At 58.7% G+C, this 21746-nt stretch carries 18 protein-coding genes and 2 tRNA genes; 9 read left to right on the top strand and 11 right to left on the bottom strand.

The features are described 5' to 3' along the window. Positions 1-100: 100 nt before the first annotated feature. From PY793_RS09135 to PY793_RS09125, 3 genes are read right to left on the bottom strand one after another with little or no spacing between them, the layout of a single operon-like run. The gene (locus PY793_RS09135; RefSeq protein WP_275177780.1) at positions 101-1450 is read right to left on the bottom strand and encodes a dihydroorotase; all 1350 of its coding nucleotides are present in this window, start codon (positions 1448-1450) and stop codon (positions 101-103) included. 11 nt (positions 1451-1461) lie between these two features. Then, positions 1462-2859 carry a glutathione-disulfide reductase gene (gorA, locus tag PY793_RS09130; protein ID WP_275177779.1) on the bottom strand — a complete coding sequence of 466 codons (1398 nt, stop codon included), beginning with the start codon at positions 2857-2859 and terminating at the stop codon, positions 1462-1464. Positions 2860-2917: 58 nt separating this feature from the next. After that, the gene (locus tag PY793_RS09125) at positions 2918-3814 is read right to left on the bottom strand and encodes a ferredoxin--NADP reductase (protein WP_275177778.1); all 897 of its coding nucleotides are present in this window, start codon (positions 3812-3814) and stop codon (positions 2918-2920) included. A gap of 361 nt (positions 3815-4175) precedes the next feature. On the opposite strand from PY793_RS09125, the gene PY793_RS09120 reads away from it, so the two are divergent. Then, positions 4176-6527 (top strand): helicase-related protein, encoded by a 2352-nt coding sequence (locus PY793_RS09120; RefSeq protein WP_275177777.1) that lies wholly within the window; start codon positions 4176-4178, stop codon positions 6525-6527. 12 nt (positions 6528-6539) lie between these two features. Here PY793_RS09120 and PY793_RS09115 read toward each other — a convergent pair whose 3' ends face one another. After that, a complete protein-coding gene (locus PY793_RS09115; RefSeq protein ID WP_275177776.1) occupies positions 6540-7490 on the bottom strand; it encodes an SDR family oxidoreductase in 951 nt (316 codons plus the stop codon). Next, the gene (locus PY793_RS09110; protein ID WP_408744697.1) at positions 7487-8071 is read right to left on the bottom strand and encodes a DedA family protein; all 585 of its coding nucleotides are present in this window, start codon (positions 8069-8071) and stop codon (positions 7487-7489) included. The genes PY793_RS09115 and PY793_RS09110 overlap by 4 nt, the downstream gene beginning before the upstream one ends. Positions 8072-8338: 267 nt before the next feature. Here PY793_RS09110 and PY793_RS09105 point away from each other — a divergent pair, with 267 nt between their 5' ends. After that, positions 8339-10300 carry a prolyl oligopeptidase family serine peptidase gene (locus PY793_RS09105; protein WP_408744696.1) on the top strand — a complete coding sequence of 654 codons (1962 nt, stop codon included), beginning with the start codon at positions 8339-8341 and terminating at the stop codon, positions 10298-10300. A 29-nt stretch (positions 10301-10329) separates the two neighbouring features. On the opposite strand, the gene PY793_RS09100 is transcribed toward PY793_RS09105, so the two are convergent. The 4 genes from PY793_RS09100 to PY793_RS09085 all read right to left on the bottom strand — a co-directional run bounded on the left by PY793_RS09100 (position 10330) and on the right by PY793_RS09085 (position 13094). After that, positions 10330-11958: an NAD-dependent malic enzyme gene (locus PY793_RS09100; protein ID WP_275177774.1), complete on the bottom strand. Its 1629-nt coding sequence runs from the start codon at positions 11956-11958 to the stop codon at positions 10330-10332. Positions 11959-12150: 192 nt separating this feature from the next. Then, positions 12151-12681, bottom strand: a complete 531-nt coding sequence (nusG, locus tag PY793_RS09095) for a transcription termination/antitermination protein NusG (RefSeq protein WP_166114019.1) — start codon at positions 12679-12681, stop codon at positions 12151-12153. 9 nt (positions 12682-12690) lie between these two features. Then, positions 12691-12885 (bottom strand): preprotein translocase subunit SecE, encoded by a 195-nt coding sequence (gene secE / locus PY793_RS09090; RefSeq protein ID WP_059024606.1) that lies wholly within the window; start codon positions 12883-12885, stop codon positions 12691-12693. Between the two features lie 132 nt (positions 12886-13017). Then, positions 13018-13094, bottom strand: a tRNA-Trp gene (locus PY793_RS09085). Between the two features lie 226 nt (positions 13095-13320). On the opposite strand from PY793_RS09085, the gene PY793_RS09080 reads away from it, so the two are divergent. The 6 genes from PY793_RS09080 (at position 13321) to atpC (ending at position 18697) form a co-directional block, all read left to right on the top strand. Then, positions 13321-13394: transfer RNA gene (locus tag PY793_RS09080), tRNA-Gly, on the top strand. 306 nt (positions 13395-13700) lie between these two features. After that, complete coding sequence (atpH, locus tag PY793_RS09075) at positions 13701-14318, top strand: ATP synthase F1 subunit delta (RefSeq protein WP_275177773.1); 618 nt, start codon at positions 13701-13703, stop codon at positions 14316-14318. Then, positions 14318-15853 carry a F0F1 ATP synthase subunit alpha gene (gene atpA, locus PY793_RS09070; protein WP_275177772.1) on the top strand — a complete coding sequence of 512 codons (1536 nt, stop codon included), beginning with the start codon at positions 14318-14320 and terminating at the stop codon, positions 15851-15853. Before atpH ends, atpA begins: the two co-directional genes overlap by 1 nt. 16 nt (positions 15854-15869) lie before the next feature. After that, positions 15870-16757, top strand: coding sequence for a F0F1 ATP synthase subunit gamma (locus PY793_RS09065; RefSeq protein WP_275177771.1), 888 nt, complete (start codon positions 15870-15872; stop codon positions 16755-16757). A gap of 31 nt (positions 16758-16788) precedes the next feature. Beyond that, the gene (gene atpD / locus PY793_RS09060; protein ID WP_275177770.1) at positions 16789-18261 is read left to right on the top strand and encodes a F0F1 ATP synthase subunit beta; all 1473 of its coding nucleotides are present in this window, start codon (positions 16789-16791) and stop codon (positions 18259-18261) included. A gap of 28 nt (positions 18262-18289) precedes the next feature. After that, entirely contained in the window at positions 18290-18697 is a 408-nt protein-coding gene (gene atpC / locus PY793_RS09055; RefSeq protein ID WP_275177769.1) for an ATP synthase F1 subunit epsilon, read from the top strand. 61 nt (positions 18698-18758) lie between these two features. On the opposite strand, the gene queF is transcribed toward atpC, so the two are convergent. Then, positions 18759-19229: a preQ(1) synthase gene (gene queF, locus PY793_RS09050; protein WP_166114034.1), complete on the bottom strand. Its 471-nt coding sequence runs from the start codon at positions 19227-19229 to the stop codon at positions 18759-18761. 122 nt (positions 19230-19351) lie between these two features. On the opposite strand from queF, the gene rnd reads away from it, so the two are divergent. Beyond that, a complete protein-coding gene (gene rnd / locus PY793_RS09045; RefSeq protein ID WP_275177768.1) occupies positions 19352-20563 on the top strand; it encodes a ribonuclease D in 1212 nt (403 codons plus the stop codon). Between the two features lie 36 nt (positions 20564-20599). Here rnd and PY793_RS09040 read toward each other — a convergent pair whose 3' ends face one another. Next, entirely contained in the window at positions 20600-21598 is a 999-nt protein-coding gene (locus PY793_RS09040; RefSeq protein WP_275177767.1) for an adenosine kinase, read from the bottom strand. Positions 21599-21746: the final 148 nt, after the last annotated feature.

Here is a 21746-nt window from a genome sequence, read left to right as displayed (position 1 = left end):
GGAGCGGATTTGAAGATAAGCGGCCTTTTGACCGCTTATCTGGTTTGATGTCTGGCTGATCTGTATTGGCTCTGTTTGGCAGAGAGTGGTTCTGATTGATCTATTTGTCTGTGGCATCAAAGCGGAAAGGCCTGCCGATCGCTTTGTCCGCCAGTGTGCCATCCCACATGACCTGCTGACCACGAATAATGGTGCCAATGGGTTTGCCGGTCAGTGTTTCGCCCGTAAAAGGGGACCATCCACAGCGTGAGGCCAGCCAGTCCTGCTTTATGGTCCAGCGGGCTTTCAGGTCCACAATGGTAAAGTCCGCATCATACCCAACCGCGATCCGGCCTTTGCGAACCAGACCAAACAGGCGCTGGGGGCCGGCGGATGTCAGGTCCACCAGACGACGCAGGGTCAGGCGGTGGTGGGCTACATGGTTGAGCATGAGGGGGAGCAGCGTCTGCACTCCCGGCATGCCAGAGGGGGAGGCCGGGTAAGGCTTGCTCTTGTTCGCCAGACTGTGGGGCGCATGGTCTGAGCCAATAACATCGGGCATGCCCTGTGTGACCCAGTGCCACAGCCCGTCGCGGTGTGCGGCTGAGCGGATGGGGGGGTTCATCTGGGCAAACGTGCCCAGACGTGGGTAGGCTTCCTCTGCCGCCAGCGTCAGATGCTGGGGGGTAAGCTCACAGGTGGCGATGTCACGGTGCTGGGCGATCAGTTCCAGTTCCGCAGGGGTTGTAATGTGCAGGATATGCACACGCCGCCCGGTTTTGCGGGCCAGATGCAGCACGCGGGCGGTCGCACGCAATGCGGTCTCATCATCCCGCCAGATGGGGTGGGAGGAGGGGTCACCTTCCATGCGTTCTCCCATGCGCTCGATCAGCCGGGCTTCATCTTCGGCATGAATGGCAACCCGGCGCTGACCCGAGCGCAGGACGCGTTCGAGCATGGCGTCATCGGAAACCAGCAGGTTACCTGTGGAAGACCCCATGAACACCTTGATCCCCGCAGTGCCGGGCAGTTTTTCCAGCTCTCCGCATTGGTCGGCGTTGTCGGATGTCGCACCAACATAAAATGCGTGCTCGCACCACATCCGGTCTTTGGCGCGGGCCAGTTTGTCGGCCACGGCCTCGGGCGTAGAGGTGGTGGGTCTGGTGTTCGGCATTTCAAAAACGCCAGTAACCCCGCCAAGCACGGCGGACCGGCTACCTGTTTCGAGGTCTTCGTTTTCGACTGCTCCGGGTTCACGGAAATGAACCTGTGTGTCGATCACACCGGGTAGAATGGTCAGGCCGCTACAATCAATAACCCGTGCGGCATCAGCGGTGCCGCCAATGGCGCTAATCTGGCCATTGCGCACATAAACCGTTGTCTCCACCGTGCCATCAGGCAGGACAACAGAGCCGTTCTGGAGCGCCAGATCATGCGCCTTGTGCGGAGTGTTCTGTGCGGATGCAGCCATGGAGCTTGTCCTTACTTGTCAGCTTTCGGGGTGGTGCGTGTGAGGGTGCGCATGGTCACCAGCTCTTCGGCTGAGGTGGGGTGAATACCAATGGTGCGGTCAAAATCGGCCTTGGTCAGTCCGGCAGTTACGGCAATGGCTACGGCCTGTAGCATTTCCGGCGCTTCGTCACCCAGAATATGCACGCCAACCACCTTCTGGCTCTGCTGGTCTACAACCAGTTTCATGACCGTTCTGCGCACGCGGCCAGCCAGTGTGTAGCGCATGGGGTTAAAGCGGGTCAGGTAAATATCCACCGCTCCGTTTTGCGTGGCTTCTTCCTCCGTCAAGCCAACCGTGGCGAGAGGGGGGGAGAAAAACACAGCCTTGGGAGTGGTTGCATAGCACCACTGGCGCGCGGGGGCCTGACCAAACAGGCGGTCGGCCAGATTATGCCCTTCCGCAATGGCAACCGGGGTGAGGTTGATGCGGTCGGTGACGTCTCCAATGGCGTAAATGCCCGGATGTGCCGTCTCGCTATTGCTGTCCACCTGAATGCGGCCGTTACCTGCGGTGGTAATGGATGTTCTGCCAAGCCCCAGCGCATCAATTTTGGGGCGGCGGCCTGTGGCCATGAAGATGCAGTCAGCACTCAGCGTCTGCCCGTTATCCAGTGTCAGAACCAGTTCTGCGCCGTTTTGGGTAATGCTGGTGGGGTGGGCGTGGCGGTGCTGGGTAATGCCACGGGCGTCTATGGCATCGGCCAGTGCGGTGCGCATGTCTCCGTCAAAGCCACGCAGGGGCAGGTCACGGCGGTAAACAAGGTCTACCTGAGAGCCAAGGCCCGCAAAAATACCGGCAAATTCAATGCCGATATATCCACTACCGATCATGACCACACGCTCCGGGCGCTGCGGCAGGGCAAAGGCTTCGTCCGAAGTAATGGCCAGTTCGGCTCCGGGAATATCCAGCTTGGTGGGGGTGGAGCCGGTGGCAATGACAATCCGCTCAGCGGTCATGGTCCGGGGCTGTTCCGTAGGGGCCAGCGGGGAGGGGGTTATACGCAGGGTATGCCCATCCACAAACTCGGCATGGCCGGTCAAGAGGGTAATGCCCGCTTTTTCCAGCATAGAGACGTAAATGCCGTTCAGGCGTGTAATTTCGCGGTCTTTGGCGGCAATCAGGGTGGGCCAGCTATGGGTGCCCGGTGCGGTGGACCAGCCAAAGCCATGGCTGTCTTCCACCATGTCGGCATAATCGCTGGCCATGACCATCAGCTTTTTGGGCACACAGCCAAGATTGACGCATGTGCCTCCCCAGTGGCGGCTTTCCACCACGCCAACACGCGCACCGTGGCTGGCGGCAATGCGGGCGCACCGAACACCGCCGGAGCCTGCTCCTATGACCAGAAGATCAAAGTCATACGTCATCGGGCAGGGCTCCTTGGGTGCTGGGTTGAGGGTCTTTTACAGTAAGGTGGGACTACCGTTACCGTTCGGCAAACGCTTTTTCCACCACGTAAGCACCGGGGGTGGACATGTTGCCTTCATCAAACCCGCGGGCCTGAAGCAGGGCTTCCGTATCGGCCAGCATTTCGGGCGAACCGCAGATCATGACGCGGTCATGCTCGGGGTCGAGGGCGGGGATGTTCAGATCCGTAAAGATCTTGCCGCTTTCGATCAGCTTGGTAATGCGGTCGGTTACGGCAAAGTCTTCACGCGTGACGGCGGGGTAGTAAAGCAGCTTGCCGCTGATGTCTTCACCAAGGAACTCGTGCCGGGGCAATTCGTGGCGGATGTGGTTGGCATAGGCCAGCTCGCCTGAAATGCGTACGGTGTGGCTCAGGATCACATGGTCGTAACGCTCATAGCATTCCGGGTCCTTGATCAGGCTCATGAAGGGGGCCAGACCCGTGCCGGTGGACAGGAAATACAGGTTCCGTCCGGGGCGCAGGTTGTCCAGCAACAGGGTGCCGGTGGGCTTGCGGCCGATCAGAACCGTGTCGCCTACCTTGACGTGGCGCAGGCGTGAGGTCAGTGGGCCATCAGGCACGGCAATGGAGAGGAACTCCATTTCGTCCGCATAATTGGGGGAGGCAATGGAGTAGGCGCGCAGCAGGGGCTTGCCGTCCACTTCAATCCCGATCATGGCGAACTGGCCGTTCTCAAACCGCAGGCCGGGGTCACGCGTGGTGGTGAAGGTGAACAGGCGGTCGGTCCAGTGATGCACGGTCAGCACCTTGGCCGGGTAGAGGTGACCGTACTCCTTGGTAGGGGGAGCAAGGTGCCACACACCGTCCTGCCCTTCTACCGGCAGCAGGCTGCTCGGCACTTCAGAGGCAGACATCCGGGGGAGAACGTCGTTATCAAGAATGGTTTCAGACATGGACCGCTTTGTACTCCGCTTATAGCAGATCAGATAGATGGCGCGCTTTTACCCAAAGGGGGCAGTGCTTCAACAGGCAAAAGGCAACCCTGGTGCTTTGGCGGCGTTTTTAAGGGGCAGGCGCGTGGGACGCCAGTGCAAATTCGTCACAAGACGTGTTCCTGCATCACACAGCAGGGCAGGAACAGCCTCGCTTGGAAGCCACAAACCGCCAGTGGCGGGCACAATGGGCACAAGGTGGCGGCCATATCAAGCGTATATTGTGCTGCTCGTCCCATTGCGGGGGGCAATGTTTGATTTTTCCATGAAGTATTGGGTTAGGCCCATTGTTCCGCCGCCCGGGATGACGCAAGAGTAGGGCATGACGTCAGATAGCCCCGCCTCCCCCGCGCGTGAAGCGCTTGTCCGTGCCGTGGCCCATACGGGCCTCCAGCTGGAACCCAAGGAAGAAACAGAGGTTCTGCGCCGCATTGCCCGCGCGCTTGAACCTGGAGCGCGCGAGGTTCCGGTTGAGGTCTATCGGGCTGCGCTGTGTCAGGTGCGGCGTAAAAAATGGATTTCCCGCCTGTTGGACCTTACGCGCCGTAGTGGCCGGATATGGATTACGCGGGAGGAAATAGAAGAGGCAGTCGGAGGGATTACGGACCCGGCAGCTGATGATCAGGCGCTTGAACACGCGTTGGCGCCAGTCAGTCTGGCACGCCTGCGGGGGTATGGAGCATCGCCTCATGCGGCGTTTGCCGCCATTCAGGCGGATCTGGTGGATATAGGGCGTGTGCCCTCCCCCGCCCAGACCGATCTTTTGCTTATGGCCGTGGCCATTGCCTTTGACCTGCCCGAAGGCGACCCGTTTCTGGAAACTGCCCGTAAGGAAGAAGCACAGCGCCAGCGGGCGGTCAGCCGGATTGAAAAAACCGCCCAGAGCAAACGTGCGCAGGAGGAAGAGCAGCTCAAGGCATGGGAAAGCAGCCTTGTGCCGTTCAATGAGGTGCCGCGACTCCTTCATTGCTCCCACCGTGAAGCCCTGCGCTGGATTGCCGAGAATCGGCTGCCCGTTGCGCGTAAGGTGCAAGAACCCGGTGGGCGGGAGCGGTGGGAGTTCGACCCTGCAGCGCTTGTGGCTTTGCGTACCAGCCTGTCTGAGTGGCGCCAGGATGAACGTGGCCCCGCAACAGGTCCGGGCAAGGCCAGGCACGCCCCGGATATGGGGCGCAAGGTGGCCAATGCCGTGATCGCCCGCGTGGCGGCGCTGGACAAATATGCAGCCCATTTCCGTACGGCGCGCGCACTCAACCGCCAGATTACGCTGGTCACAGGGCCAACCAACAGCGGCAAGTCCTACACCGCTCTCAATGCGCTGGCACAGGCAGAGAGCGGGCTGGCGCTTGCTCCCCTGCGTCTGCTGGCGCATGAGTTCCGCGAAGCGCTGGCCGCGCGCGGTGTTGAGGCCTCCCTGTCCACAGGGGAGGAACGTATTGAAGTCCCCGGAAGCAGGCATCTGGCCGCAACAGTGGAAATGTGTCCCTTTTACAGCCCCGTTGATGTGGCCATCATTGATGAAGCCCAGATGCTGTTTGATACAGACCGGGGTGCTGCATGGACCGCAGCCATTATGGGGGCACCTGCGCGGCATCTGTATGTGCTGGGGGCTCCGGACTGTATTCCCATGGTGCGCCGGATTGCCGAACTGTGTGGTGACCCGCTGGACGAAATCTCGCTTGAGCGCAAAAGCCCGCTCAAGGCTGCCAGCCAGCCTGTGCGTCTGGCCGACCTTGGTGCCGGGGATGCGTTGATTGCGTTTTCCCGCAGGGAGGTGCTGGACCTGCGGGCAGCCCTTATGCAGCACGGCAAGCGTGTGGCTGTGGTGTATGGAGCACTCAGCCCGGAAGTCCGCCGGGCCGAGGCGCAGCGCTTTAACAATGGCCAGGCTGATATTCTGGTGGCAACGGATGCCATTGGCATGGGGCTTAACCTGTCCATCAAGCGGGTGGTGTTTGCTGCGCTTAAAAAATACGATGGCCGCCAGACACGGGACCTGACCGTGCAGGAGGTCAAACAGATCGGGGGGCGTGCTGGCCGTTTTGGCAAGCACGAGACAGGCGTTGTGGCCGTTCTGGCCGGTGCGGGCAGCCCGAGTTTTGTGCGTCGCCAGCTTGATGCTGATGCAGAACTGCCAGATGACCTGCGCCCTTACGTGCAGCCTGATGCGGATATTGTAAAAGCCGTTGCATCCGAAATAGGCTCGCAAAGTCTGTATGGCGTGCTCTCACGCATTCACAGGGCGGTTCTGCGGAAGGATGACCCCAATTATCGCCTGTCGGATATGGAGCAGGCATTTGCCATTGCCTCGGCACTGGAAGGGGTGGAAGGGTTGGACCTGACCACCCGCTGGTCCTACGCCATGTGCCCGGTGGATGACCGCGATAACGGGATCAGGCGTCTGGTGGGATGGGCGGCGGATCATGCCGCTGGCCGTCGTGTGCTGCCACCGGGCACAGGCCCGCTGCCTGCCGCGGAACGGGCCGGGCGTGAAGAACTGGAGCGGGCCGAAAAACGCCACAAACGGCTGGTGGCATGGCGCTGGCTGGCGCTGCGCTTCCCCACCATTTACCCGGACCGGGAAGAGGCGGAAGACACAACCCGTAAACTGAATGACTGGATCGAACGTGTTCTGCGCCAGCAGAGCCGTGCGCGCCGCTCCACGCACGGGTAAGCGGTCTGGTTTTTACCAGGCCGTGTTGGTCAGCCGTTCCGAAACATCCCACAGGCGTGCGGCCAGGCTGGTCTTGCGTGCTGTTGGGGGCACAATGGCCGGGCCGGGTGGACCACGGCGTTCGCCCACTCCCTGAGGACCGTAGTAATCTCCATCCCGCGCCTGGGGGGCAAGGGCTGCGTAGAGCAGGGGTTCAGCCCCTTTGGCGGCGGACTGACCCATAATGCGCAGGATAGCCGTGCCAAGGGTCTGTTCGATCAGCCCCAGAGGTCTGGGCAGGGTGGCTGCCTGCCCGTTGGCCACAATGGAGGTAGCTGCCCACCCCGGATGGGCGGCGCGGGAATGAATATTCCAGCCTTGTTCCCCCGCCCTGCGTGACAGTTCCTGCGCGAAAAGCAGGTTGGCGAGCTTGCTCTGCTGGTACGCCCCGAACGGGCTGTATCTGTGGCGGAATTGCAGGTCGTTGAAGTGTATGGTGTTTTTACTCGCAGCAAGGCTGGCTACGGTTACGAGCACACCTCCACCCTCTGCTGCTTTCAGTAGGGGGCGCAGATGGGCGCTCAGGGCAAAATGGCCCAGATGGTTCACACCGAACTGAAGTTCGAATCCGTCCTCGGTTTCCATACGTCGTGAGGGAGCCATGACCCCTGCGTTGTTGATCTGGATATCAATCCGGTCTGTCAGCGCACCAACCGCACGCGCACATTCCGCCACGGAGCGGAGGGACCCCAGATTGAGAGGGAGCAAGGTCACATCCGCCCGGGGGCAGTCCGCGTGCAGGCGGCTCAGTGCATTCTGCCCTTTTTCGGGGTTGCGGATCGGTAGAATAAGTTTTGCCCCACGGTGGGCAAGAGCAAGTGCGGTCTCAAACCCCAGACCGCTGTTTGCGCCGGTTACAAGGGCTATGCGCCCATGGAGGTCGGGCTGTGCGCTGTTAACCCGCCAGGGATTGCGGCCCATCATGGCGGGGGAGCTTTGAGCTGCTCATCCTGCTCTGCTGCTGTCATGGCTTCCTCCGTCAGACGTTTTTCATTGTGCTTGATGAACATGAACAACACGCCAATGACCACCAGAGTTGCGGCCCCAAAACCTACGGCCAGCCAGCCGGAGAGTTTGGCAATCTCGCTCCCCAGCAGATAGGCGCACGTTGTGTACCCCCCAGCCCAGAACACGCCACCAAGCGCATTATAGAACAGGAACGTATGCCAGGGCATACGGTTCGCTCCGGCCAGTATGGCGACAAACATCCGCAGGATGGCTACAAAGCGACCAAAGAAAATAACCGGCCCGCCATGCTTGAGAAAAACATAGCGCCCCAGCAGCAGGCGTTCGGGGGTCAGTCCAAAGCGCGGGCCGTGCTTGCGTAAAAGACCAAGACCCAGGTAGTGGCCAAGCAGGTAGCCCAGATTGTCCCCCATGATCGCCCCTGTAACCCCGGCAACAATAATGCCTTCGATCTGGAGCTTGTGGGTGGTCGCGCAAAAAATTGCCCCGGTAATCAGCAGGCTTTCCGCAGGAAGGGGCAGGCCCATGCTCTCCAGCATGACAACCACACCAACCACCCCATAACCGTACCGGGTGAACAGGGTTGTCAGGTAATCAAGCGAAAAGATGGATTCCAGAGCGTGTAACAGGACAGACAATCCAATTCAGAGATAACATCGTCAGGAGTGGGGAGGAGCAGAGTCGCTCCTGTCATGTCAAGCCCACAGGAAAAAAACGCAGGTCCGTATATGTCCTGCCTAGCATGGAATGCAAAGCGGCACATGCCTTTCCGTTCAGGGCGTTTTGCATGATAAACCCGGAGTATGATGGAACAGAACAGTGCTCATGCTCAAGTACCCCAGCCCATGCGCTGCGGTAGCTGGCCTTCCCCCGTAACGGCTACTCTGGTGGCTGGTAAAAGCCTGACCTTCTCAGAGGTACGCAGCGCCGGACAGGCTGTGTTCTGGCTGGAGCGCCGCCCGGCAGAGGGAGGGCGAACCGTTCTGATGCGCTGGGCAGAACCGGATGGCGTAGCTGAGGTGCTGCCCGCGCAGGCCGATGTTGGCACCCGCGTGCATGAATATGGTGGGGGCGCTTACGCGCTTGCTTCTTGTGGTGTTGCGTATGTGGACAGGCGTACGGCGCAGGTCTGGCTGCTGGTGCAGGGAGAGGTGTCGCCCCGTCTGCTGGCCGGGGCAGAGGGCGTACGCTTTGCCGATCTGCGGTTTGATCCCGCCAGTTCCACGGTTGTTGCCGTGCGTGAGGACCACCGTGTGGACGGTGAACCACAGGGTGCCCTGGTTGCCCTTGGTGGGGCGGCTGGCCCGGTTGGGCTGGTGCTGCAATGTGGTGCGGATTTTTACATGTCTCCCACCCTCTCGCCCGATGGCGCGTTGCTGGCATGGATTGAATGGGACCATCCGAACATGCCATGGGACTCCACGCGCCTGTGTATGGGGCGTGTGGTGCGTGGGGCTGATGGCACCATTGCGGCACTTGAGGGCGTGCGGGTTCTGGCCGGACAGGCAGGAGGCGAGTCGCTGGTAGAGCCGCGCTGGACAGCAGATGGCCGCCTGCTTGTGATTTCTGACCGTGCCGAACTCTGGCGGGTATGGGAGGTGGTGCATCAGCCCGCCCCGCATCTGGTGGCGTATGCCATGCCAGAAGGGGAGATTGGTCAGCCCGCATGGGTGTTCGGTCAAAGCAGTTACCAGCCTTTGGCCGATGGTGGATGTGTGGCTCTGAGTGTGCGTGATGGAGAAGGCCAGTGTTTTGTGCGCACGGCCAATGATCAGACCCATCTTTTTGCAGGACGACCAGACCAATGCCCCGTTATGTTGGCGGATGGGCAGTTTGCATGGGTGCAGGCGCCTGTTGATGCCCTGCCCGCCGTGGTTGTGGGTACTGCCGAACAGGGTGTGCGGCAGGTACTCCGTCGTTCTGCCATGCTGGATTTGCCAGTGGCGGATATTTCTCGCCCTGAATCGGTGCGTTTTACGGTGGATGGGCCACCGGGCCCGCAGGGGCACGCTTTTTTCTATCCCCCAGCCAGTAGCCATGCCTGCGTGCCACAGAATGAAAAACCTCCGATGATCGTGCTGGTGCATGGAGGCCCAACCGCCCGTGCGCAGGATGGTTTTTCCTTTAAGGTGCAATGGTGGACATCCCGTGGTTTTGCCGTGCTGGATGTCAACTATGGCGGTTCCACAGGCTTCGGGCGGTTCTGGCGTAATCGGTTGCAGGGCCAGTGGGGTGTTGTGGATGTAGCGGACTGTATAGCGGCCTGCCGCCATATGGTGGCCACAGGCCGTGTTGACCCCAAACGAATCGCTATTCGTGGCTCCAGTGCCGGGGGGATGACCGTGCTTCTGGCGCTGGCGGCATCCGACCTGTTTGCGGCGGGGGTCAGCCTGTATGGTGTGACCGATCTGCGTGCACTGGCGCAGGAGACGCACAAGTTTGAGGCACGCTACCTTGACGGTCTTGTTGGCCCTTGGCCGGAATCTGAGGCTGTCTATGTAGCGCGCTCGCCTCTTTCTGTGGCCAGCCGGATAAGGGCGCCGGTGCTGCTGTTGCAGGGGATGGAGGATAAAGTGGTGCCGCCGTCTCAGGCCCATGCCATGGCGGCGGCCCTGCGTACGGCAGGTACCCCCTGCACCTTGCATGAATTCCCCGGTGAGGGACACGGTTTCCGTCAGGAAGCAACCATCCGTCAGGCATGGACCATGGAACTGGCGTTTTATGGCCGGGTTTTCGGGTTTGATCCCGCTCCCCCGATGGACGCCTGACAGAATACCTCCAGCCGAATCGAAAAAAATCAGTCCGCGTAGTGAGGGCTGTAGGTCAGACCTTCAATCCAGGCCCGAATGTCCTTCGGGCGTTCCACCGTGGCAGTGCCCTGATCAAAAATAAATTCGGCAATACGGGCGGCAGATGTTACCGATACCTCCAGAATATCGCTCTGGGGTGGGAACAGGCGACCCCGTTCGCGCGCTGCGGGGTCCACCTGATCTGCCAGTGCGCGGGCGGTTTCGATCACCATGTCATCGGTAATGTATTTGGGGCATGTGGCATATACAGCCAGTCCCAGAGCCGGGAAAATGTAGAAATTGTTGGCCTGGCCGGGGTAGAAGGTCCGTCCGTTCATCTCTACTTTGGGGAATTGCAGACCGGCTGCAAAAAGGGCCCGTCCCTGAGACCATTCATAAGCCTGCTCGGCCGTGCACTCCGCATTTTTCTGGGGCAGGGAGAGCGGGAAAATAATGGGGCGTTCGTTCAAGGTGCTCATGGTCTCCACGACGTCCTGCGTAAAGGCGCCCCCGCAGGTTGAAACACCAATAAGCACGGTAGGTTTGATAGCCTTGATTGTAGCCAGCAGATCACGCGAGGGGGGCATGGGTTTGGCATAGCGTTTCTGCTGCGCGCTCGGGTCCGTGCGTGAGGTTTCGAGCAGACCATTCACATCCATGAGTGTTATGCGCTCAATGGCGTCCTGCTCGCTTATGCCTTCCTGTTTTAAGGCGGAAACCAGCATATCCGCCGTGCCCAGCCCGGAGGAACCCGCACCAAGGAACAGAAAGCGCTGTTGCGCCAGTGCTTCGTTCTTGATTTTGAGCGCAGTAATCAGACCTGCCAGCGTAACGGCCGCAGTGCCCTGAATATCGTCATTATAGCACAGGGCCGTACTGCGGTATTTGTCCAGATAATGCAGCGCGTCCGTGCCTTTCCAGTCCTCAAAATGCAGGCAGCAATTGGGGAAAATATCCTTAACTGCGCTCATGAATTCTTCCACAAACCCGTCCAGCTCTTCTTGCGGAGGAGGCTCCCTGCGCAGGCCAAGGTAGAGCGGATCTGCGCGTAGAGCACTGTTGGTGGTGCCAATATCAAGCTGCACCGGCAGGAGTACCTCTGGGGGGACCGCACCGCAGGCCGTGTAAAGGTCTAGCTTGCCAATGGGAATACCCATGCCGTTCACGCCAATGTCGCCCAGACCCAGAATACGCCCCCCTGTGGTAACGCACAGGAAGCGCACATTATCCGTGGGCCAGTTGCGTAGCACGTCACGGATTCGGCCGCGCATGTCCAGACTGATGTACATGCCGCGTGGACGGCGGTAGATGTGACTGAACTGCTGGCAGACAGCCGCCAGAGTAGGCGCATACACAATAGGTACAAACTGCGCGGGGTTGGACATGAGCACCCGGTAGAACAGGGTCTGGTTCTGGTCGCGCAGACCGCTCAGGTAGATATAGCGTTCCAGATTGCTGGGTTTGGCTTCCAGATGCCTGTGGATTCGCTCAACCTGCCGGTCCAGTGTTTCCACCTGTGTGGGTAAAAGTCCTTCCAGTCCGTATTCCCGCCGCTCTGTCTCCGTAAATGCCGTGCCCTTGTTCAGCAGTGCATTGTTGAGAAGAGCTGTTCCTCTAAGAGTCGGGGCGGAAGGCATGGTCACTCCTTGGCAAAACAAAAATCACGCCAGGCTAACAGACAAAGGTACAACCCGGAACATGCCCAGGTGTTCCAAACGCCTGAAAGGGTTTGTTGTGTTTGCAAGGCAGATGGACGATGCGCATCGGCAATAAAAAAGGCGGCCCGGAGGCCGCCTTTAATTAAAGTCATGTTTGGATAGGCTGGAAAATTACAGCTTTTCGACCTGATTGAACTCCAGATCCACGGGAGTGGATCGGCCAAAGATCGAAACGCTGACTTTCAGACGGCCTTTTTCTTCATCCACTTCTTCAATGACACCATTGAAGGAGGTGAAGGGGCCATCAGCCACACGAATCTGTTCGCCCACTTCAAAGGTCACGGCGGAGCGGGGATGCTGCACGCCTTCCTCTGTCTGCCGGATAATCCGTTCGGCTTCTGCCGCAGAAATGGGGGTGGGACGGTTTTTGGTGCCCAGAAAACCCGTAACCTTGGGAGTGTCCTTGACCAGATGCCATGACTCGTCGGTCATTTCCATCTTGACCAGCACGTAACCGGGGAAGAACTTGCGTTCCGCATTCACCTTCTGGCCACGGCGGACTTCAATCACTTCCTCGGACGGGACAAGAATCTCGTCAATATGGTCGCTCAGCCCCTTCTGTGCCGCATCTTCGCGGATGTGCTGCGCGATTTTCTTTTCGAAGCCCGAATAGACGTGGACCACATACCAACGCTTGGCCATGCCGTTTCCTCAGCCTCCCAGCCCGAAAAGTTGACGCACGCCGAGACCGATCAACTGGTCAACGACGAAGAAGAAGATAGATGCCATACCTGCCATGGCCAATACGGCGCCGGTGGTGACAAACGTTGCGCGGCGGGTGGGCCATGTGACCCGTTCCGCCTCGGTACGCACATCATGCAGGAACTTACCGGGACTGAACGACACGAAGCACACTCTCCTTGTTCTGCCCCGCGCTATTGCCAAGGGGGCAGCCTTAAATCAACACCACTCAGATTGTACGATAAAGCCGCGTTTTACAGGTGAAAAGCGGAACCTTCCGTACACCACGAGAAAATCTGGCAGGGGTGGAGGGTCTCGAACCCACAACCTCCGGTTTTGGAGACCGGCACTCTAGCCAATTGAGCTACACCCCTGCAGCGTGTCCGCCACGGCTGGAAAAGACCTATAACGGAAACCCGTTCGTCTGACCAGCCACAATCTTGCGGGCATCACAGGAGGCGGAACAAAATATGTTGTGGCTCTAAAGTCAAGTGCCTGTTGTGGATTATTGTCGTGCCAGAGAAGTTTTGGGCGTAAAAAAATGACTGGGGGCTTGCGGTGCAGATGGGGGATGGATTATAAAAGCCACACCTTTGGCGTGCGGGCATAGCATAGTGGTAATGCTGTAGCCTTCCAAGCTACCGAGGAGGGTTCGATTCCCTCTGTCCGCTCCAAAGATTTCCCCTACAATCAAATCTGTTCAGCCTCACCGTTTCGTGAGTGCGGTGGCCTTGCGCGACCTTAAACTGGGCGCTCCGGATGCGGCTTTTTGTTGCCGCTGTGGTATATTCCCAGTGTTTAAAAGCTTTTGGCATGGTGTGCTGGCCAGCCAGAATGCGCGGCCAGGGGCTGGTGGAATAAAATAGGGTTGTTCAGCTAGTTGCGTGCCTGTTGTGGTCATGCTAGAGGCCGCGCCAACAGGTGCAGCAAAATCTGGATTCATCGCCTGATGGTCTGGGTTGCATCGTTGTCAGTGTGGAATGCCGGCGCGCACAGAAGGAAAGAACCAAAGAGTGGTGGCCTCGGGCGTAACGACAGCACAAGCAGTTGCTTTTGCGGCCAACGGTCTTGAAGGCCGTTACGCGATTGCGCTTTATGATCTGGCTGCCGAACAGCAGCAGCTGGACACCGTGCTTGATGAAGGTAGCGCACTTGCGCGCCTGATTGATGAGAGTGCGCCCCTGCGCACTGTTCTGGAAGACAGGCGTCTGGATGTTCTGGTGTCTCGCAAGGCTGTTCTGGCCGTGCTTGAGGCTCAGGGATTCGGCCCGATTGTTCGTAATTTTGTGGGTGTCGTGGCTGATAACCGCCGCCTGCCGGTCCTGCGCCGCATTCTTGCATCGCTGGATGCGTTGGCCGTGGCCCGCCGTGGCGAGGTCGTGGCCGAGGTCAGCAGCGCCGTGCCACTTACGGCTGAACAACGGGCCCAGCTTCAGGTTCGTCTGGCTGAAGCCGGTTATTCCCGTATCAATATTCGCGAGCGTGTTGACAGCGCCCTGCTCGGTGGTCTTGTCGTCCGCGTCGGGGCAAAGCTGTACGATGCCAGCCTCAAAACCCGCCTGTTTCGTTTGCATTACGCCATGAAGGGAGCCGCGTGATGGAAATCCGTCCCGCAGAGATTTCGGATATCCTCAAGCAGCAGATTGCCTCGTTCGACAAGGAATCTGATGTGGTCGAAACCGGCACGGTCCTGTCCGTTGGGGATGGTATTGCCCGCGTATTTGGCCTGCAGAATGTCATGTCGGGTGAGCTGGTGGACTTTCCGTCCGCTGGTCAGAAGGGCATGGCCCTGAACCTGGAAAGCGACAACGTCGGTATCGTTATTTTTGGTGATGACACCAATATCCGTGAAGGGGACAGTGTCACCCGTTCGGGTATGGTTGTCAGCGTGCCAGTTGGTAAAGGCCTGCTGGGCCGCGTTGTGGACGGTCTGGGTAACCCGATCGACGACAAGGGGCCACTGACCGACGTTGAACTGCGTCGTGCGGAAGTTAAGGCTCCTGGCATTATGCCGCGCCAGTCCGTGAGCGAGCCGATGCAGACCGGGATCAAGGCGATTGACGCTCTGGTGCCGATTGGCCGCGGCCAGCGTGAACTGGTGATTGGTGACCGTCAGACTGGTAAAACCACCATCCTGACCGATACCATTCTGGCCCAGAAGGGCGTGAATGAGCAGGGTGACGACAAGACGTCCCTTTACTGCATTTACGTGGCCGTTGGTCAGAAGCGCTCCACAGTTGCACAGCTTGTGCGTCTGCTGGAAGAAAAAGGCGCGATGAAGTATTCCATCGTCGTCGCTGCCACCGCATCCGATCCGGCTCCGCTGCAGTATCTTGCACCATACGCTGCTTGCGCCATGGGTGAATACTTCCGCGACAATGGCATGCACGCCCTGATCTGCTATGACGATCTGACCAAGCAGGCTGTGGCTTACCGCCAGATGTCCCTGCTGCTGCGTCGTCCGCCGGGCCGTGAAGCTTATCCGGGTGACGTATTCTACCTGCACTCCCGCCTGCTTGAGCGGGCTGCTAAAATGTCCGATGCCAATGGTGCAGGTTCTCTGACGGCTCTGCCCGTTATTGAAACGCAGGCTGGTGACGTGGCAGCTTACATCCCGACCAACGTGATCTCCATTACGGACGGGCAGATCTTCCTTGAGACCGATCTGTTCTACAAGGGTATCCGCCCTGCCGTAAATGTGGGCGGTTCCGTCTCCCGCGTTGGGTCCGCAGCGCAGATCAAGGCCATGAAGCAGGTTGCTGGCAAGATCAAGCTCGAGCTCGCCCAGTACCGCGAAATGGCAGCCTTCTCCCAGTTCGCATCCGATCTGGACCCGGCAACGCAGAAGATGCTTGCTCGCGGTGCCCGTCTGGTGGAACTGCTGAAGCAGCCACAGGCTTCGCCTCTCTCGGTTGAAGAACAGGTTGTTCTGCTGTTCGCTGGCACACGGGGTTTCCTTGATGGCATTGCGGCCAGTAAGGTTGTGGCTTGGGAACGCGCTGTGCTGAGCGATGTGCGGAGCGCGGGCAAAGACATTCTGGATACGCTGGGCAAGGAAAAGGCCATTTCCAAGGACCTTGAGGCGCGGCTGACCGAATATCTGACCGCCTTCAACCGCAACTTCGCCGGCTGAGGGAGCAGAAGCACTCATGGCTTCCCTTAAGGAACTACGCGCCCGGATCGGAAGTATCAAATCGACACGGAAGATCACGAGCGCCATGAAGATGGTGGCAGCGGCCAAGCTGCGGCGGGCGCAAGCCAGCGCAGAAGCTGCTCGTCCTTATGCGGCCGCCATGCGCCGTATGCTGGGTGAGCTGGCCGGTGCAACCAAGGGGGAGGACGGAGCGCCTCTTCTTCTGGCCGGTACCGGGCAGGACAAGGTTCATCTCCTTGTGCCCATGACCAGTGACCGTGGTCTGTGCGGTGGTTTTAACGCCAACGTGCACCGCCTTACGGTGCAGAGCATCCGTCACCTTCAGTCCGAAGGCAAAACGGTACGCCTGCTTCCGGTCGGTCGTCGCGCACTGAATTTTTTCATGCGCGACCATGCGGATCTGATCGTTGATCATGTGATCGGGACCAGTGCCAAGGAAATTCCTTTTTCTGTTGCCAGTGATCTGGGTGACAAGATCAATACCCTGCTTGAAGCAGGCGAGATTGATGTCTGTACACTTGTGTTCAACAAGTTTCGCAATGCGATGACACAGGTGCCGACATGCCAGCAACTGGTTCCCATGGTCGTGGAAGAGGCAGACGGTACGCTTGAAGCCTCTAACGATGTGGCACAGTATGAGTTTGAACCTGATGAAGCAACGCTGCTGGCCATGCTGCTGCCGCGTAATCTGCAGGTCCAGATTTATGCATCGCTGCTGGAAACGGTTGCGGGCGAAAACGGTGCCCGTATGACGGCCATGGATAACGCCACGCGTAATGCAGGCCGCACTATCGATAGTCTGACACAGGTCTATAACCGGACCCGCCAGACCAATATTACTAACGAACTGATCGAAATCATTTCGGGCGCACAGGCTGTCTGAGCCCGATCGTATGCCCCGCAGGAGCTGACCCATGTCGGATACCACAACCCAGACCCAGGCCCCTGCGGCCACGAAGACCAATGCTGTTGGCCGCATTACCACCATTAAGGGACCGGTTGTTGACGTGCAGTTCGAAGGTGAACTGCCTAAAATTCTGAACGCGCTGCATGTCAAGCTGGGCGATCAGGTTCTGGTGCTCGAAGTGGCCCAGGAAATCGGCGAACATGAAGTGCGCTGCATCGCCATGGACACGACCGATGGTCTGGTCCGTGGTACGGAAGTGCTTGATACCGGTGCACAGATTTCCGTGCCTGTTGGTCCTGAAACCCTTGGCCGTATCCTGAACGTAATTGGTGAGCCGATTGACGAACAGGGCCCTGTTCAGACCGCACGCCGCGCGCCGATCCACCGTGATGCCCCTGCTTTTGACGAGCAGGCTGCTGCATCCGAAATCCTGATGACCGGCATCAAGGTTGTTGATCTGCTCTGCCCTTACCTCAAGGGTGGCAAGATCGGCCTGTTCGGTGGCGCAGGTGTTGGCAAGACCGTTATTATTCAGGAACTGATCAACAACATCGCCAAGGCGCACGGTGGTGTGTCCGTATTTGCCGGTGTTGGTGAACGTACCCGTGAAGGGAACGACCTGTATTACGAAATGCAGGACGCAGGCGTAATCAAGCTGGGCGAAAACGGTTCTACCGAAGGTTCCAAAGTGGCGCTGGTGTTCGGTCAGATGAACGAACCGCCGGGTGCCCGTGCCCGCGTGGCGCTGACTGGTCTGACCATGGCGGAATATTTCCGTGATGAAGAAAATCAGGACGTGCTGTTTTTCGTGGACAACATCTTCCGCTTTACGCAGGCGGGTTCGGAAGTGTCTGCACTGCTGGGCCGTATTCCTTCCGCCGTGGGCTACCAGCCGACACTGGCAACGGAAATGGGTGCCCTGCAGGAACGTATTACGTCCACCAAAAAGGGCTCCATTACGTCTGTTCAGGCCGTGTATGTCCCTGCTGACGACCTGACCGACCCTGCTCCGGCGGCAACTTTTGCCCATCTGGACGCCACGACCGTTCTGAACCGTTCCATCGCGGAAATGGGTATCTATCCGGCTGTGGATCCGCTGGATTCCACATCCCGCGCGCTGGACCCGCAGATTGTGGGTGAAGAACATTACGCAGTGGCAGGGGAAGTACAGCGTATTCTCCAGACCTATAAATCCTTGCAGGATATCATTGCTATTCTGGGTATGGATGAACTGTCTGAAGACGATAAGCTGATTGTGGCACGTGCTCGCCGTATTCAGCGCTTCCTGTCCCAGCCGTTCCATGTGGCGGAAGTGTTTACCGGCGCTCCCGGCAAGCTGGTATCCGTGACCGATACGGTTCGTTCCTTCAAGGCGATCTGTGCTGGTGAATATGACGATCTGCCAGAAGCGGCCTTCTATATGGTCGGGACGATCGAAGAAGCTGTTGCCAAGGCAGAAAAACTGAGGGAGTCGGCCTGACAGCCGGCTTCTGGAGGGAGCACCAGTCATGCCAATCCAGATTGAGATAATCAGCCCTGAAAAGGTTCTGGTGTCGCGTGAGGTAGATATGGCCGTAATTCCAGGCATGGAGGGTGATATTGCCGCCATGCCGGAACGTTCGCCCATGATGCTTCTTCTGCGTGGTGGCGTTGTTGCCCTTTACGAAGGGGACAAGGTGACCGATCGTTATTTTGTGGGGGGAGGTTTTGCCGACATCACCCCCGCACGATGCACGGTTCTGGCCGACAAGGCTGTCCCGGTAAGCGATATTTCCATTGATATGGCAACGGCGCAGCTTGAAGCCCTGTCTGAAGCATGGGACAAGGCTGATAAGACGGATATGTCACGCCTTGTTGTGTTGCAGGACCAGATACAGGCTGTACGGGCAGAAATTGAGGCAGGTAGCACCAGCTAGGGTTTTTGTTCAGCCAGATTTAAAAAAGCCACCTTTCCGGTGGCTTTTTTTGTGCCCGGATTCAGCCGCGCCCTCTGTAGGAAGGCACATCCTGGGCAGGAATCCATACGCCTGCGGGGGCGTCTCCCGTCTGCCAGAAAACATCAATGGGAATACCGCCACGCGGATACCAGTAGGCACCAATGCGCAACCAGATCGGGTTGAGCAGGTCAACCAGAGTGCTTGCGATCTGCACAGAGCACGCTTCGTGAAAAGCACCATGATTGCGAAAACTGGTAAGGAACAGCTTGAGGGATTTGCTCTCCACAATCCACTGATCCGGCACATAATCAAGCACGATGTGTGCAAAATCCGGCTGTCCGGTAATGGGGCATAGGGATGTAAATTCCGGCGCGGTAAACCGAACCATATAACGCTTGTCCGGGTTGGGGGCCGGTACACGCTCCAGCACGGCTTCTTCCGGGCTGTTGGGGGGGGCAATCTGGCGGCCAAGCTGGGTAAGCGCGTGGCGACCATCATCTGCTGTGTTCATTGTTTTCTCCATGCAGTTAGGGTTTGCTTCGGTGTCCGGCTTGTCGGCGTGTTCGTCAAGTTTCGTATGGGGTATATGGGTTCTGGCTGTCTCTTTCCGGTTGGCTGGTGTATGGAAGGAACATGGCCAAATTACCCACTCCCGTCTTTCCCCAGCCCCAGCTTGTGTCCTCCACTCAGGACTTGGCGGAAGCTCTTAAACCGTTTCATGCCGAGCGCTTTGTAACGGTTGATACAGAGTTCATGCGTGAACGTACGTACTGGCCGGAATTGTGTCTGGTGCAGGTGGGCAGCGGGCAGGCTGTTGTGCTGATTGATGCGCTGGCCGAAGGCATTGACCTGACCCCTCTGGCAGAGCTGATGGCTGATGCCTCGGTGCTAAAAGTGTTCCATGCCGCGCGTCAGGATCTGGAAATTTTCCTGCATGAGTTCGATGCCCTGCCAACGCCTGTGTTCGATACGCAGGTCGCCGCCATGGTGGCCGGTTTTGGCGATCAGGTCGGGTATGACAGTCTGGTGGGCTCCCTGACCGGTCATATGATTGACAAAAGCCATCGGTTTACCGACTGGTCCGCCCGCCCGCTCTCTGAAGCCCAGTTGGATTATGCTGCGGGTGATGTGACATGGTTGCGACTGGTTTATGAAAAGCTGGTACGTAAGCTTGAGCAGGATAAGCGGTTAAGCTGGGTTGCTGCCGAAATGGCGGAGTTGGAAGACCCGGCAACATTTCGCCCTGATCCGGAAAAGCAGTGGGAACGGCTTAAGGCGCGCACAGGCAACCGGCGTATGCTGGGTGTACTGCGTGCGGTTGCAGCCCTGCGGGAGCGCGAGGCCCAGCGTGTGAATGTGCCCCGTCAGCGTTTGCTGAAGGATGAAAGCCTGCTGGAAATAGCGGCAACAACGCCGGGCACGGTGGATGCGCTTGCCCGCGTGCGCGGTGTATCCCGTGGGCTGGCCGAAGGTCGCACGGGCATGGTGCTGCTGGAAGCGATCCGGCAGGCGCAGGCTTTGCCGGAGTCGGAACTGCCACGCCCTGCTCGGGGCAAGGGTAAGGATAACGCAAGGGCACCTGCATCTTTGGTGGCTCTGCTCAAGGTTCTGTTGACTGCCTGTTGCGAGGAGCACGATGTGGCGCCGCGTCTGGTCGCATCCATGGATGAGCTGGAAGCCTTGGCACTGGACCCGGCACAAGCCCCTGCATTGCTATCGGGCTGGCGGGGCAGAGTGTTTGGGGATGTCGCGCAGGCCCTGTGTGAAGGACGTGTGGCGCTTCAGGTCAAGGGTGGGCGGGTGATCAGCGTGCCCGGTGAAAACGCTGGCTCCCTGACGGAGTGACGCGCTTCCACCGGATGGAGTGCCTGCTTTAGAACTTTAGAAGCCCATTTCTTCCCATAGGTTGGAAAGCGGGCGCGCACCGTAGTGCGAGATGATTTCAGACGCGGCAACCGATGCAAGGCGGCCACATTCGGGCAGACTGCGGCCGGATGTCAGCCCCGCCAGAAAGCCTGCGGCGTAGGCGTCACCTGCACCCGTTGTATCCACAACCTGCGTTGGAACCGGGGCTACGGGTGTCAGTTGGCCATCATGCACAATAATACTGCCAAGGCCTGAGCGTGTCAGAGCGGCAAAGGTTGTGTCCTGCGCGGTGCGGCGGGCGGCTGTGTCAAAGTTTTCTGTTTCGTACAATGCACAGATTTCGTCTTCGTTGGCGAACAGGATATCGACATGGTTCTTGACCAGATCAAGGAATGCTGCACGGTGGCGGCCAACGCAGAATGGGTCGGAGAGGGAAAGAGCAACCTGACGGCCGTTCTTATGGGCCAGCGCTGCGGCCCGGCGGAAAGCCTCCTGCGCATGCGGAGGATCAAACAGATAACCTTCCAGATAGATAATGCTGGATGCGGCAATCATGTCCGGCAGCACGTCCTCAGGGGTAAAGCAGGTACAGGCTCCCAGGTAGGTTGCCATGGTGCGCTGCCCATCGGGTGTGACCATGACCACGCATCGTGCTGTGGGCAGGTTGTCAAATACCTGGGTATTCAGCGGAGCGGACGGGAACTGCACCCCGTTATTGAGCAGATCCTGCGTGAATTTTAACCCCGCATCATCGCGCGAGACCTTGCCAAGGTAGGCAACACGCGCGCCAAACTGTGCTGCAACAACGCAGGTATTGGCCGCAGAGCCACCACCCATGACCTGTTCGGGGGTCAGAGCGGCTTCCAGCGCGTTGGCCCGGTCCACGTTGATCAGCGTCATGCTGCCAGGCGTGAGTCCCTGACCCTGCAGGAAGGCCGCATCCGTGCGGGCGAGAATATCGGTGATGGCGTTCCCAATACCGAGAATGTCGTATTGTGTGTCCTGACCGGTCATGGCGATAAAAATTTTTCCTGAAAAAATGATCTGTGTGGTTGTTTGGCTAGCGCGCTGCCACAAAAAGGGCAACAGTAAGGCTTAAGCAACATGCGCTGCTTACCGGACGGCTTCCTGCATGAAAGTGCTGTGAAGGAAGGCGGATCGG

It is taken from the genome of Acetobacter fabarum, assembly GCF_029069195.1.
GTDB classification, from domain to species: domain Bacteria; phylum Pseudomonadota; class Alphaproteobacteria; order Acetobacterales; family Acetobacteraceae; genus Acetobacter; species Acetobacter fabarum_A.
The sequence above is the reverse complement of the archived record's forward strand: the minus strand, read 5'-3'. Positions and strand labels throughout refer to the sequence as shown.

What these genes read in the sequence shown, in the direction of transcription:
- PY793_RS09125 (WP_275177778.1), bottom strand. Translation starts at nt 3,814, where the DNA reads ATGTCTGAAACCATTCTTGATAACGACGTTCTCCCCCGGATGTCTGCC.
- PY793_RS09135 (WP_275177780.1), bottom strand. Translation starts at nt 1,450, where the DNA reads ATGGCTGCATCCGCACAGAACACTCCGCACAAGGCGCATGATCTGGCG.
- atpC (WP_275177769.1), top strand. Translation starts at nt 18,290, where the DNA reads ATGCCAATCCAGATTGAGATAATCAGCCCTGAAAAGGTTCTGGTGTCG.
- PY793_RS09100 (WP_275177774.1), bottom strand. Translation starts at nt 11,958, where the DNA reads ATGCCTTCCGCCCCGACTCTTAGAGGAACAGCTCTTCTCAACAATGCA.
- atpH (WP_275177773.1), top strand. Translation starts at nt 13,701, where the DNA reads ATGCCGGCGCGCACAGAAGGAAAGAACCAAAGAGTGGTGGCCTCGGGC.
- nusG (WP_166114019.1), bottom strand. Translation starts at nt 12,681, where the DNA reads ATGGCCAAGCGTTGGTATGTGGTCCACGTCTATTCGGGCTTCGAAAAG.
- rnd (WP_275177768.1), top strand. Translation starts at nt 19,352, where the DNA reads ATGGCCAAATTACCCACTCCCGTCTTTCCCCAGCCCCAGCTTGTGTCC.
- queF (WP_166114034.1), bottom strand. Translation starts at nt 19,229, where the DNA reads ATGAACACAGCAGATGATGGTCGCCACGCGCTTACCCAGCTTGGCCGC.
- atpD (WP_275177770.1), top strand. Translation starts at nt 16,789, where the DNA reads ATGTCGGATACCACAACCCAGACCCAGGCCCCTGCGGCCACGAAGACC.
- atpA (WP_275177772.1), top strand. Translation starts at nt 14,318, where the DNA reads ATGGAAATCCGTCCCGCAGAGATTTCGGATATCCTCAAGCAGCAGATT.
- PY793_RS09065 (WP_275177771.1), top strand. Translation starts at nt 15,870, where the DNA reads ATGGCTTCCCTTAAGGAACTACGCGCCCGGATCGGAAGTATCAAATCG.
- PY793_RS09115 (WP_275177776.1), bottom strand. Translation starts at nt 7,490, where the DNA reads ATGATGGGCCGCAATCCCTGGCGGGTTAACAGCGCACAGCCCGACCTC.
- PY793_RS09040 (WP_275177767.1), bottom strand. Translation starts at nt 21,598, where the DNA reads ATGACCGGTCAGGACACACAATACGACATTCTCGGTATTGGGAACGCC.
- gorA (WP_275177779.1), bottom strand. Translation starts at nt 2,859, where the DNA reads ATGACGTATGACTTTGATCTTCTGGTCATAGGAGCAGGCTCCGGCGGT.
- PY793_RS09120 (WP_275177777.1), top strand. Translation starts at nt 4,176, where the DNA reads ATGACGTCAGATAGCCCCGCCTCCCCCGCGCGTGAAGCGCTTGTCCGT.
- PY793_RS09105 (WP_408744696.1), top strand. Translation starts at nt 8,339, where the DNA reads ATGGAACAGAACAGTGCTCATGCTCAAGTACCCCAGCCCATGCGCTGC.
- PY793_RS09110 (WP_408744697.1), bottom strand. Translation starts at nt 8,071, where the DNA reads ATGCTGGAGAGCATGGGCCTGCCCCTTCCTGCGGAAAGCCTGCTGATT.